Annotated in this window: 10 protein-coding genes; all 10 read right to left on the reverse strand. The window is 64.3% G+C overall.

Annotated elements, in window-relative coordinates:
• Positions 1-24: 24 nt before the first annotated feature.
• Complete coding sequence (locus WG924_RS24685) at positions 25-702, reverse strand: acylneuraminate cytidylyltransferase family protein (RefSeq protein ID WP_345935706.1); 678 nt, start codon at positions 700-702, stop codon at positions 25-27.
• A gap of 49 nt (positions 703-751) precedes the next feature.
• Positions 752-1,780, reverse strand: coding sequence for a glycosyltransferase family 2 protein (locus WG924_RS24690; RefSeq protein ID WP_345935707.1), 1,029 nt, complete (start codon positions 1,778-1,780; stop codon positions 752-754).
• Entirely contained in the window at positions 1,777-2,778 is a 1,002-nt protein-coding gene (locus tag WG924_RS24695) for an NAD-dependent epimerase/dehydratase family protein (protein ID WP_345935708.1), read from the reverse strand. Before WG924_RS24695 ends, WG924_RS24690 begins: the two co-directional genes overlap by 4 nt.
• Positions 2,779-2,790: 12 nt before the next feature.
• Positions 2,791-3,336 carry a dTDP-4-dehydrorhamnose 3,5-epimerase gene (rfbC, locus tag WG924_RS24700; protein ID WP_345935709.1) on the reverse strand — a complete coding sequence of 182 codons (546 nt, stop codon included), beginning with the start codon at positions 3,334-3,336 and terminating at the stop codon, positions 2,791-2,793.
• Complete coding sequence (rfbG, locus tag WG924_RS24705) at positions 3,333-4,442, reverse strand: CDP-glucose 4,6-dehydratase (RefSeq protein ID WP_345935710.1); 1,110 nt, start codon at positions 4,440-4,442, stop codon at positions 3,333-3,335. The genes rfbC and rfbG overlap by 4 nt, the downstream gene beginning before the upstream one ends.
• 100 nt (positions 4,443-4,542) lie before the next feature.
• Positions 4,543-5,346, reverse strand: coding sequence for a glucose-1-phosphate cytidylyltransferase (gene rfbF, locus WG924_RS24710; protein ID WP_188579585.1), 804 nt, complete (start codon positions 5,344-5,346; stop codon positions 4,543-4,545).
• Positions 5,347-5,652: 306 nt separating this feature from the next.
• Positions 5,653-8,220 (reverse strand): YjbH domain-containing protein, encoded by a 2,568-nt coding sequence (locus WG924_RS24715; RefSeq protein ID WP_345935711.1) that lies wholly within the window; start codon positions 8,218-8,220, stop codon positions 5,653-5,655.
• 11 nt (positions 8,221-8,231) lie between these two features.
• On the reverse strand, positions 8,232-10,934 hold the full coding sequence (locus tag WG924_RS24720) for an SLBB domain-containing protein (protein WP_345935712.1): 2,703 nt from the start codon (positions 10,932-10,934) through the stop codon (positions 8,232-8,234).
• Positions 10,935-11,170: 236 nt separating this feature from the next.
• Positions 11,171-12,526: a nucleotide sugar dehydrogenase gene (locus tag WG924_RS24725; protein WP_345935713.1), complete on the reverse strand. Its 1,356-nt coding sequence runs from the start codon at positions 12,524-12,526 to the stop codon at positions 11,171-11,173.
• Between the two features lie 61 nt (positions 12,527-12,587).
• Positions 12,588-13,574, reverse strand: a complete 987-nt coding sequence (locus WG924_RS24730) for an NAD-dependent epimerase/dehydratase family protein (protein WP_345935714.1) — start codon at positions 13,572-13,574, stop codon at positions 12,588-12,590.
• Between the last annotated feature and the right edge of the window lie 138 nt (positions 13,575-13,712).

Below are 13,712 nucleotides of genomic sequence, written 5' to 3' on the forward strand. Positions count from 1 at the left end.
CATTGGCCCTGATGATACCGCCACTTACCGCATTTGCGTAAGCAGCGTCTCGATCACGACCATATCGACTTCGCTGTCGATCTCATAGGCCGTCTCTTCCGCCATCTCGTGCAGAGCGATCCGGCCGCCCAATCGGTTGTTCCTGGTCCGCAGCATTTCGGGCGGGAACAGATAAATCGACCCGTTTTCGACATATTGCGGCGTCATATCCTGTCGCCGCGGCCGGTTGGCGGGATCATAATTGATCGCTGTGGCACCAGTGTCACCGCGCTTCCACAAGAAGCGATGCGACACCACCACCGACAGCAGACTGTCCGCGCCATCGCCGCGCAGGGTCGTGATGGCCCGATCGATGTCATCGGCGGCCCGGATCGGTGAGGTGCACTGCAGGAACACCACCAGATCGACCGGCCCGTCGCGGGCCTCGATCTCGTCGACCGCATGGATCAGGGCCGCTTCCGAGCTGGCGGTGTCCGAGGCCAGCGCATCGGGGCGCCGCACCACCTTCGCGCCGAACCGCTCCGAGACGGCGGCGATCTCGTCGTCATCGGTGGACACATAGACCGCGTCGACCAGGCCGCTGTTCAGCGCCTGCTCGATGGAATGCGCGATCAGCGGTTTGCCCGCCACCATGCGCACGTTCTTGCGCGGGATGCCCTTCGATCCCCCGCGTGCGGGGATGATCGCTACCGTCGAACCCATGTCTGTCTCCGGGAAGGGCCGCCCGAAAGGCGGCCCGCTTCAAATGTCGTCAGCCAGCGGTATGCGGGCTGGCCGTGCCCCATTCGCGGCCCTCGCGCAGATCGAAGGCCTCGCTGGTCCAATAGAAATCCTGCCCGCTGATCCTGGGGATCCACGAGCGCGGCAGCCGGTGGGCGTTATAGCCGATCTTGTAGCCCAGATATTTGGCACCAGTCTGAAGGATCGCATAGGGAACAAGCTGTGGCTTTTCACGCATCAGCTTGCCCAGCATCGCCTTTACATAGCTGCCGCCGCGCTTCTCGTCGCGCACACCGTCGAGCAGCAGATCCTTCTGGCGTCGACGCTCATAACCCACATCGAACATGCGCCGGAATTCCTGCTCCAGGCTGTAGGTGTGCGAATGATGCACCACCGCCTCGGCGACATAGGCGATGCGGTGGCCGCGCCTCAGCATCTTGGCGGCGTTGATCGCATCTTCCATGGTCAATGTCGGGCCGATGCCGCCGATCGCCTCCAGCGCCGGGTTGGACCAGGCCGCACAGCTGTCGGAGCAGAAATAGAGGAAGCTGCCCCATTTCGCCTTCTCGTCATAGCTGCGGATGTGGCTCTCAGGGGGATAGTTGAAGTCGCGCGCGAAGCTCTCGAAGAAGCCGGCGCCATGATGCGGGATCTGACGAGCATAGGTCGCCGCCGCGCGGCCATCGACGATCGGCTGGACAAGATGGCCGATCATGTCGGGCGACGTCGCATAGGCGTCGGGCGTGATCATCACCACGATGTCGGTGCCCAGGGCCTGCCGGGCGCGTTCGCGGGTCATGCCATGATTGAACGAGCGCCGCGGCACCACCAGGGTGTCGGCGCCCATCTCTTCCGCCATTTCCACCGTCCCGTCATTGGACGACGAGTTCATCACCAGAACCCGCGGCTTCAGGGGCGACGCCAGCAAGGGCGGCAGGCAATGCGGCAGCATCTTCTTGGCGGTGTAGGTGATCACGGCGACGCCGATGGTCGGGGCACGGCCCTCGGCGATCCAGGGGGCCGCTTCGCGGATCACGGTCTCAGGCAGGCTCTGGCTCATGGCCGGTCTCCCTCGGTGGCAGCCCCGCGGCGAGGCAGGTTCAGGCGCTCGGCATAAAAATCGGCAATCGCATCCCAGGCGGCAGCCTCGTCCCAGCCCAGCCGGTCGATGTCGACGCGATCGGTGTTGATCCGGATCGGCGGTTCCGGAAAATCGGTCTGATGGGCCAGATCCAGCGGGCACGCGATCATAAGCCGGGCCTGCATCTCGCGCGCGAACCTGCGGGCGAAGTCACCCTGGCTCTCGACATAACCACTCGGGCGGCTGACATGGAAGCCCCCGTCCGCGGGCATGCGGCCCACCAGATCGGCATAGGCCGCCGCCAGAAGGCTCGCATGGATGTTGTCGCGGATATAGGCCGGCGTGGCCACGCCCGGCCGCTTGCCCTCGGCCCAGCTGCGCATCAGATAGGCAGTGAAGCGCGGCTCTTCCAAGGGGCCGAACGGGTTCGGAATCACCACCTTGCCAAGCGTAATGCCCTCGCGGGCCGCGTAATAGGCATAGAGGTCGGCCGTCAGCCCCTTGGACAGACCGTATGGGCTAAAAGCGGTTGCCGGCTGGGTGCCGGCCCCTTCGCGCTGCTCGAACACCGACCCGGTCAGCACCAGCCGCAGGCAGCCCGCCGCCTTCATCGTTCTCAGCGTGTCGACCAGCCCGCGCGCATTATCGGCCAGCGCCTGCACCGGATCGAAATCGGGGCTCTTATAGTCGCGGACATCGGCCGCATGGTGGCACAGCACATCGAACGCTCGGCCAGCGGCCACGGCCTCATCGAACAGCGACCTGAACCGGTCGGTGCCGAACGTCACCCGCTCGATCAGCGCAAGCCGTGGCGCCAACGCCTCAAGCCGCCGGACCCGCATCTCACGCAGCGGATCGGCGGCATAATCGGCGCGGGCACGATACAATGTCGCGGTCACGTGGTGGCCCGCCGCAACCAGCGCCTCGGCATACCAGAGACCGGTGAAGGAACTGGCGCCCGTCAGCAGGATGCGCATGGCCGGACGTCCTTAGCGGAGGTGAAGGTCGGGGTCGAAATCAGGATGGCCCTGATCGCGCGCCGACACCACTGTCGGTTCAATCGGCCAACCGACGGCGAAGCGCGGATCGTTCCAGCGCACCCCACGTTCCCGCGCCTTGTCGTAGAAGTCCGATACCATATAGACCAGTTCGGTATCGTCCCGCAGCGTGATAAAACCGTGAGCGAAACCGCGGGGCACATACATCGCACGCCGGTTCTCGGCGGTGATCTCGGCACCGAACCATTGACCGAAGGTCGGCTGATCCTGGCGCAGGTCCAGGATCACGTCCCAGGCGGCACCGCGGATGCAGCGCACCACCTTCACCTCGGCCGACGGCGCCAGCTGATAATGCAGGCCGCGCAGCGTGCCCTTGTTGGCGCTGTAGCTGTCGTTCATCTGCACGAAGCGGGTCTCGAGCCCCGCTTTGCCGAATTCGGTCTCGCAGAACATGCGGCTGAAGAAGCCGCGCTCGTCGCCGATCGGCTCAAGATCGATGACGAAGCCGCCAGGGATCGGTGCGGGGGTGAACTTCATGCGGCCTCCGGCGTGTTGGCAAGCAGGGCTGCCTGTTCATAAGCGGCAATCTGCGCCTGCGTCAGATCCCAGACATCGGCGCCACCAGCCCAGGCCTTATACCAGCCGACCGTCTCGCGCATCGTGTCCTCAAACCGCCAGGCGGGCCACCAGCCCAGGATATTGTTCGCCTTGTCGCAGTTCAGGCGCAACAGATGCGCCTCGTGCTTGGCGGCGCCATCGGTGGCCGGAGCCACCTCGACGGCACCTTTGCCCCAATGCTTGACCACCGCTTCCGCCAGACGGAGGACCGGCTGACAATCACGCGCCGAAGGGCCGAAATTCCAGCCCTCGCCGGTCTGGATCTGCGGCGCGCCGGTCATCAGCTTGGCGGCGATCATCATATACCCCCCCAGCGGCTCCAGGACATGCTGCCAGGGGCGCACGGCGGTCGGGTTGCGCAGGAATACCGGTTCGCCCCGCTCGATCGCGCGGATGCAGTCGGGAATGATCCGGTCCGCCGCCCAATCGCCACCACCGACGACATTGCCCGCGCGCACCGATGCCGATCTAATACCAAGCGGGGTCAGGAACGACTGGGCATAAGCGTGGAAGACCAGTTCCGCCGCACCCTTCGATGCACTGTACGGATCGCGCCCCCCCATGGCATCGCTTTCGCGATAGCCCCAGATCCACTCCTTATTGTCATAGGCCTTGTCGGAGGTGATGTTGATCACCGCCTGAACGCCACCGACACGACGAACCGCGTCCAGGACATGGACGGTGCCCATGACATTGGTATCGAAGGTCTCGATCGGTTCGTCATACGAGTAGCGAACCAGCGCCTGTGCCGCCAGATGGAACACGACATCAGGTTTCGCCGTGGCAACCGCGTCATACACCGCCGCCGGATCCCGCAGGTCACCGACGATATGGCGCATACGGCCTTCAAGGCCCAGCAGGTCGAAATGGCACGGGCTGGTTGCCGGAGGCAGTGCGAATCCGGTCACGTCGGCGCCCAGCTTCAGCAGCCAGGCACACAGCCAGCTGCCCTTGAAACCGGTATGGCCGGTCACCAGCACCCGACGGCCGGCAAAAACATTCTCGAACGGCAGTTCGCTGCTCATATCGCTTCCATCGCCTGCAGGCCGGCCAGGGGGGCACGCACCACGTCTGGCCGGTACGCGGAATGCGGCCGCCCGGATAGCCGGCCGGCCGCATGACCGATCACTTGTCGTCGCTATACGCCCAGGGCGCCTTGCCCTGTTCCCACAGCGCGGTCAGGTGCTCGCGATCGCGCTGGGTGTCCATGCACTGCCAGAAGCCCGGGTGCTTGTAGACGTGCAGCCCACCATCGGCCGCCAGCTTCGACAGCGGGGCCTGCTCCAGCACCAGCGCCGGGTCGTGCGACAGGTAATCGCGGAAGCCGCGGTTGAAGAAGAAGAAGCCGCCATTGATCCAGGCATGGGTGATCTCGGGCTTCTCGGCAAAGGCGAGCAGCCGGTCTTCATCCATCCGGAATTCACCGAAACGCGAGGGCGGGTTGACGCCCAGCACCGTACCGGTCTTGCCATGCGCCTGATGAAAGGCCAGTTCCGCGGCAAGGTCGACATCGGTCACGCCATCGCCATAGGTCACGGCGAAGGTGCCGGCATCGCCGATATAGCGATCGAAGGCCATGGCGATACGTGCGCCGGTCATCGTCTTCTCGCCGGTGTAGGCGAGCGTCACTTCCCAATCACAATCATGATTGATCTGATGATAGGTGACGCTGTTGTCGACGAGGTGGACCGTCGCGTCGCTGTTCATGGAATAGAAGTTCAGGAAGTAATTGCGAATCACCTCCGACTTGTACCCCATGCAGAGAACGAACTTCTTGAAGCCGAAATGCGAATAGGTCCGCATGATGTGCCAGATGATGGGCTTGTCGCCCACTGGCACCATCGGCTTGGGACGAAATTCGGTTTCTTCCTTGATGCGCGTGCCAAGCCCGCCACAGAGGATGAAAACAGGAACCGAAGAAGGAGTCATGATTGCGGTCTTGTCGCCTCTTGCAGGCCGCGATACAGGCCGCCCGCGCCATCCGGCGACGGGCACGGCCGCATCGGCGGTCGTTCGCTCCGATCGTGCCTGATCCGTATACCATGGCGAGGCGGCTGTCACAAGCGGCGCGGCACTCAACGCACCTGCGGGATATCCTTGATTTTTCAGTGCATTTGGCCACAGAACGCGACGCTTTATGCCGCACGCCCCCCATATCGGGGGCGTGCGGCACGACGGTATGGTTAACGTCTTCGCCAGGAACACACGGCTCGGCCGCGCCGCGCCTTCTCCGGGTCAGTCAAGCAGGGCAGGCCAGTTCCGCTGGATACCGTCGGCGTCATAGGCACCGACTCGGCCGATCAGCGCGCTGGACCGGTTCAGTTGCTGCCCGCCATCACGGGTGACAGGACGATAGGTGATGCCGAACCGGGTCTGCGTCGGCCGTGTCGCATAGAGATCCAAAGGCACGCTCAGGAAGAAGCCCTTGTCGAAGCTGCCTTCGCCGAATTCTTCCGACGACACATCGGTGAAGGATGCAAACACGCCGGCACGGATACCGCTCTCGAACTCGCGGGCCAATTCGAATGTCGCACCCCAATCCTTGGCGAGATAACGGCCTGCCCGCACGGACCCGTTCAAGTCCCAGAACGGCAGGTCATAGTACACGCCAGCATGGCCGGTGACCGTGCTGTAGTCACGGAATGCGAACATGCCATCAAAATCGCGCTGCTTCACCCAATTGACATCCAATCCGAATGCCCAGGGCGATCCGACGGACTTATAGAGAACCTCGCCGCCGATGCCGCCGAACATCTCTTCAAGAAGACCCGCATATGCTGTCGCATAAACGCCCGGCGCCAGAGACGTATAGTACGCCCCCTGCAGGCGACCGATCCAGGTCTCGCCCTGCTTCAGATACTCGCCGATGTTGCTTCGAACCCGCGGAAGCTGACTGTCGGAATCGAGTTCAAGCTGATCATAATTGTTGGTGATGTTGAGACCGGCATAGCCGTCGATTTCGGTATTGGGCGTCGGCTTCACCGAGGCACGGGCGCGCAGATAGAGCTGATACAGGACGAAGTTGTCAGGACCACCGACCTGCTGGCGCAACCGGGGCGCAACCGACCAGTCGAAGGCCGGGAAGCGTTCATCATTCAGGATCGCATCGCCTCCGGCCGGCCTGCCCTGATTGACCTGGACCTGATGCCAAACCTCGTCCACCGTCGCCTGGTCCTGCGCCAGTCGTTCAAGATGGCTGCGCAGGATTGTCAGTTCGGCGGCGGCCAGACCATCGCTGCCAAGCACGATCGTGAACCGCTCAACTTCTGGCGGCATCACCTGGGTTGCCACCCGGGCGGCGCGGCCCGCCGAAATGATGTAGTTCCGGAACGGCATGTCACCGACAAAGATCCGGACCGTGTCGCCGTTCAGCTCCATACGATCCAGTTCGATGTCATTCTCGGCCGCCGCGGCAAACAGACGCGTCGCAATGTCCTGTTTCGCCGCACGATCGCGCAACACCACCGGGACGACGCGGGCGTCATCCGTCATGAGCGGATCCGCCTCGGCATCCAGAATCGCATTGGCAGCCAGCAGGCGCTCCCGCGGCAATGTCCAAGTCATGAGCGGCTTGCCGCCGCCGGCCGGCACCAGGGCTACAGCGACAGTATCGACCGTGGCCGGCACGGCACGCGCGGCACTCGCCGCCACCGCGACAGCATCGGTCACTTCACGCCCCGGCATCCCGCCCGATAGCACGATGTCGACCCGGTCGCCCGACACGTCGAAACGGCGCATATCCATCTGGCGATCGGCGGCCACCGCGCGGACGCTTGCCTGCGCGAGTTCGGGCAGCCATGCCGCCTCCGATGGCTGCGGATCGATGGCGGCCGCCTCCACGCCGCGCGGACCATCCCGGCCACGCACGGCAATTTCAGGCGGCACGCCGCGGTTCATCAGCGGATTCGAGTCATTGTTGAAATCGGCAAAGATCGATGCTCTGAGCATGGCCGTATCGCCGCGCTCGAAGCCTGCCGACAGCTGCACCCAGCTTGAAGGCTGATAGCTCACGCCAAAGTTCACCGGCCATTTCGGCGTCAGATCGCTGAAAGCGGGATCGTCCTTGTAGTTGTTCGGATCATATTCCGCGATCAGGACCAGATCATTGTCCAGCAGGGGCAGATCTCGCAGACGATAGACGACGCTCCCGAACAGCGCGATCGGGCCAGTGAAGAAAGCGGCACCAACCGAGCCGGGATTGCGTGAGGTACCGAGCCGCTCGTCGAACCGGTCCATGAACAACCCGAGGGGATTATCCAAATGTTCCCGGGAACCCAATGATCCGAAGCCCAGCCCGCCGGTGACGTCGAAATTGCCGAAGCTCTTGCTGGCGACGACGTATTCACTGCCAAAGAGGCTCGTACCGCCGATATCCCTCAGTCCGACAGCGATCTCCGGCCAGTCGGCATCTTCGCGCGACAGCCTGACCTTCAGATCGACACTGCGATCCTTATAGTCCTGGCCATCGGCAAAACCGGGAACCGTGCTGTATGGCCGGTCGGTGATCCGGGTATAGCGGAACGTGCCTTCCAACCACGGCAGCACTTGAAGATTGATGAAGTACCGGTGATATGGAGAGACATAGGAAATGCCGGCCAGGAACTGGCCATCTTTTCCGAAGCGGGCCGTCGGCGTCTGCAACGCACCGATCCCGCCATAGTCCGACACATTGGGAAGAACCGTCCGTTCCCACGGACGGTATTCCGTCGCCGACTGCTGCGCGGCGGCGGGGATTGCCGCCGCGGCTAACGTGGCCGCAAGCGTGAAGCCTGCGACCACCGTCCATGTCTGCCATCCGTCCACCGATCGCCGCATCAGTCGTCGCTGACGACCTTCAGCGACGCCGCCGTCAGGGCGAGACCGCTGAGAATGCGGGTGACGTCACCTGTCACAGCCAGGAAGTCGAATGGCGCAAGGTCACGCGGCACGACGATCATCGCCCCCGGAGGGATGTTGGCGTCGCTGGTATTCCAAGATCCGAGCGACAACACCTCGGCAGCGCCATTGGGCAGCACCACGAAGGCACGATCCTCATCGCTGTCCAGCGCCAGGCCGCCGGCGGAGTCGATGTACTCATTCGGCCGCCGGCCGCTCATGAACTGTTGTGCGCCCGGATTGAGCACTTCGCCGACCACGAGCACGAAATTCGGCCGCTTGGGAATGTACACCTCATCGCCCGCCTCCATCACGGTGTCCAGCTCAGGACGGGCAGCGAGAACCGCGGGGTCACCTTCCACAACCACGCGGCCGTACGGCTCCACCGACGAAATATCAACAACCAGTTCGCGCATCACGCCCATCGCATCGGCGATACCCGGGCTAGACGAAGACCGCTGCGACTGGCGCGCCAGTAGCGAGACGATCCCCTTCTGAAGCTCGTCCGCCGTACGGCGGTTGGCCTGCCGCTCCAGCTGCCTCACTCGATCCCGGGTGAAAATAGTGCCGAAGGGATAGGCCTCAGCCGTCAGGCCACCGGCCCGCCCGATCAGATCCGACAAGCGCTCGCCGCGCCGAATATCATAGGAGCCGGGACGCAGAACCTCCCCACGCAGCGTCACGAAGCCACGTTCACGGGTCGTGACCCGGGTGGCAATCCGGACCATGTCGCCGGGGCGGACGATAACGCTGTCCAGGCTCATCTGCGTCAGGTCCAGCACGTCACGACGGATGTCCGAGGTGGTCGCGCCGACGCCGGCATCATAACGGGTGACCTCGACATGCGAGATATCCGCCGACCGTCCCAAACCACCGGCCGCGTTCAGCAGAAGCCGCAAGGGCACCGGCTGCACGATCGGATACAGGCCGGGACGGCGGACATCACCGGTGATCGCCGACACATTCTCAAGCATCAGCGGCAGCAGGGCCGGATACTGATCGATGGTCGGCGGGCAGTTAACGACAGACGCCTGTGACGGTGTTCCGGACTGCGCCAGGAACTGCCGTGCACTGATGAAGCTTTCAGCCTGTGTACGACTGGCGATGTCGCGCAAATAACCCGTCGCGCCACACCCCGGGCTGCCATCGCCACGCAGTGCCTCGGCAACACCCGCGGTCGACAGGAACACGATGTCACTGGCTGAAAGCACAATGAAGCGGTCGCCAGACGCAAGGGTCATGTCCTGGTCGCCGTTGAGCACCGCGACCAGATCGACCGGCACCATACGGGGCAGAAGAGTCGTCGGCTCGCGTGTCAACACGACGCCGAATGGCAGGTATGGAGAGCCGCTGAGCAGGTCGATATTCGCCAGCAGCGATTTCAGGCTGCCACGGCTGTCGATGGCGCGCGGGCCGGGGGTCGACACCGCGCCCTCGACGAACACGGTGCCGCCGACGACGTTGCGGTCGATGAAGACCTGAAGGATTTCCCCACGCCGCAACGAGCCGGAGCGACCGCTCACCGTCGAGACGTTCTGAACCCCCTGGTCATCGAACGAGATCTGCATCAGGCGATTGCCCGCGGGGCGAAGCGTTCCACCGGCAAGACCTAGAGCCGTCGACATCGCCATGGTCGACTGCCCCGGCGCCGTCTCGAAAATGGCCGGACGCGCGACATCACCGTCGACAGCCACCGTGGGACCGATCAGCGGCACGACGATACGATCGCCATCGCGAAGCACGGTCTGGGCATTGCTGGCATCGCCGGAAAGATAGTCATAGAGATCGACCGGCACACGCGTGCCGTCATTCCGGATCAGCTCGATCCGACGCAGTGAGCCCGACCGCCGCACGCCGCCGGCATCGCCGATGGCGTCGACGATAGTGGCGAAGCTGTTCACCGCACGGGTGCCCGGCCTCCTCACTTCGCCCAGCACCGCAACGCTGATCAGGCGGATGCTGCCAACAGAGATGTAGACATCGGTGCCGACCATGTTGCGGGCGGTCTGCTCGCGCACCTGACTACGCAGATCGCCAACGGTCGAGCCAACGGCCTTGATCGGTGCGGTTTCCGGAAGAACGATGTCACCGTCACGATTGACCACCACACTGACGGTCCGCGAGACCTGCCCCCGATAGGTCACGACCAGTTCGTCGCCGATCCCCAAAACATAGTTCGGGCTTATCTCGCCGGAGGTCAGCGGTGTGCGGCGTGCCTGCGCGAAGACACGATAACCATACTGGGAAATCGCATGTCCCGTGCGCAATGCATAGTCGCGTTCGATCGACGACGGATTCGCGAAACGGCCAAGGCGCTGTGCTTCGCCATTCTCGTCCATCTCGTCCTCGGAAGCCGCATCGGCATCGGCATCGGCATCGGCGTCGGCTGAACCGCGGTCCGGCGCAGACGGATCCAGCGGCGTAGCGGCACTCCCATCGCCCTGCGGCGTCTGCTGCAGGCTTTGCGTGGCAGCCTCGATCTGCCCCTGAAGATCCAGAAGCGTCTGCGAGCGTGCGACGGACACGTCCATCACCATGGTCGCCGCCAACCCCAGTCCCAGGGCCAGACCGACCAGACGTCGGGTAGCGCTGCGCGATCTCGTCACGAGGGATCTGCGGAGTGAAGCGTTATCGAGGATCATGCTGCGTCCCGTGCCTGTTCGATGCGATAAATAGTTCGAAATCGACGCTTATGAAGCGCGCCTGCCGGTGCCGACCTCAGACCTGAACAGCTGATATCGGCGCGCCGACGTGACGGCCATCACGAAGCGATCCACACCCTACCACAAGCCGGCGGAACGGCAACGCCGGAAAACGCCATCATTGTGCGGCGCACACGGCGGAGATCTGGTGACGAAATTCCAAGTGCAGCGCGGTGTTACAGGCTCCAATACGCCTGTTCGAAGCAGGCCGCGCGATGCCGCCAGACGCCTTTCGGATCGGCGATCAGCCCCTGCGGATGAACCATGCGCCCGACGTCGTCCGGCGTCAGGCCCGCGAAGGCCCGATGTCCCACCGCCAGCACCACAAGATCGAACATGGGCACGCCCATGTCTGCCGGCACATCCACCAGCGCCAGCCCCAGCTTGAGGGCGACGTCGCTGGCATCGGCAACCGGATCATGCAGATCGACCGTGAAGCCGTGCCGGACCAGTCGCGCCGCCAGTTGCGGCACTTTCGAATTCCTGAGATCCGGCACGTCTTCCTTGAAGGTCAACCCCAGGATCAGCGCCCGCGGCCGCACCACATCGGGCGCCACCTCGCGGAACCGGAACGCGATACGGTCGGCCAGTTCGTCCGCCATATGATCGTTCAACCGACGGCCGGCCAGGATGACGTCGGGCTCATGGCCGACCACTTGCGACAGGTGGCTGAGGTAATAGGGGTCGACGCCGATGCAGTGGCCGCCCACCAGCCCCGGCTTGAAGTCGAGGAAGTTCCACTTGGTGCGCGCCGCATCCAGCACGTCATGCACCGACAAACCGATGCGTTCGAAGATCAGGGCGATCTCGTTGACGAAGGCGATGTTGATGTCGCGCTGCGCATTCTCGATCGCTTTCGCCGCCTCGGCCACCCGGATCGATGGCGTCACATGAACCTGGCCGCCATTGAGCGCGCCGTAAAGCCGCGCCAGCGCATCGGCGAGCGCCGGCGTCTGGCCCGCGACCACTTTGACGATCGTATCCAGCCGATGCAGACGGTCGCCGGGGTTGATCCGCTCCGGCGCATAGCCCAGCAGCAGGTCGCGGCCGACGACCAGCCCGGATGCCGCCGCGAGCGCCGGGCCGCAGACATCCTCGGTGACGCCGGGATAGACCGTGCTCTCGAACACCACCACGCTGCCCGGCCGCAGCCGCGGGCCGATCGTGGCGCAGGCGGACAGCAAGGGGCCGAGATCGGGCTGCCGGTCGCCGGTGATCGGCGTTGGCACGCACACGATCACCACCCCTGCGCCGGCAAGCGCATCGGGATCGGAGGCCGGCCGGAACCCGGCGGCAAGTGCCGCCGAAAGCCCGCAGCCGTCCACTTCGCCGGTGTCATCGCGGCCGGCGGCGATCCGCCCGACACGCGCGGCATCGATATCGAAGCCGATCACCCGCCGGCCGCTTGCCGCCAATGCCACCGCCAGCGGCAGACCCACATAGCCAAGCCCGACCACGGCGAGGACCGCGTCATCAATACCGGCCGTGAAGGGCGGGTCCAGGAATGGGTCGATTCCGGCGGCAGGCGACATGTTGGTGCATCCGTTCAGCATGAAATCCGGTGCGCGGCACGCCTGGGCGCGCCTGCGGCGATCAGAGCCCGTGGTAATCGCGATACCAGGCCACGAAACGCGGGATGCCGGTTGCGATCGGCGTCGTCGGGCTGAAGCCCAGCAGGTCGTGCGCCGGTGCGATATCGGCATAGGTGGCGGGCACGTCGCCTGGCTGCATGGGCTCCAGGATCTTCACGGCGTCGCGGCCGAGCGCGGCCTCGATCGCCAGGATGAAATCGCCGAGTGCCACCGGCGCATTGTTGCCCAGGTTGAACACCCGGTGACTGACCGCGCCGGGGGCGCCGCCTGCCGCGGGTGGCGCGTCCAGTGCAGCGATCACACCATTGGTGATGTCGTCGATATAGGTGAAGTCGCGCTGCATCCGGCCCTGGTTGAACACCCGGATCGGCTGGCCGGCCAGGATGGCACGGGTGAAGATCCAGGCCGACATATCCGGCCGCCCCCAGGGGCCATACACGGTGAAGAAGCGCAGGCCCGTCAGCGGCAGCCCATAGAGATGGGCATAGGTATAGGCCATCAGTTCCCCTGCCCGCTTGGTGGCTGCATAAAGCGACAGCGGCGTGTCTACCCGGTCGGCCTCGGAAAACGGCAGATCCTGGTTGGCACCATAGACCGACGACGAACTGGCATAGACCATGTGCCTGAGGCCGGGCAGATGACGCGCCAGTTCCAGAAGGCACAGATGGCCTTCGACATTGGCGCGGGTATAGCTGTGCGGGGCTTCGATCGAATAGCGCACGCCGGCCTGCGCCGCCAGGTGCACGATCCGGTCGATCCGAGGCATATGGCCGGCCAGGGCCTGCACCGCCTGCCTGTCGGCGATATCGATGCGGCGGAAACTGAAGCCTGCCCGACCTTCCAGCCGGGCCAGCCGCGCCCGTTTCAATGCCGGATCGTAATAGTCGTTCAGGTCGTCTATCCCCAGCACGGCCTCGCCGCGGTCGAGCAGAGACAGGGCGACATGCGATCCGATAAATCCGGCAACACCGGTAACGAGGACGGTCATGGTCAGCGGATCCGCGATGCGATGAGGACGAGGCGTGGGTGAAAGTAGCCGCGCCGCGCGCGGATGTGAAGCATTGCCCGGGAAAGGTTTCAGGCCCCCGCGCCATGGCGCTTGACGCAAGTGGCGGGACAGATAGGC

The organism is Tistrella arctica (assembly GCF_039630945.1).
In the GTDB taxonomy this organism is placed as follows: domain Bacteria; phylum Pseudomonadota; class Alphaproteobacteria; order Tistrellales; family Tistrellaceae; genus Tistrella; species Tistrella bauzanensis.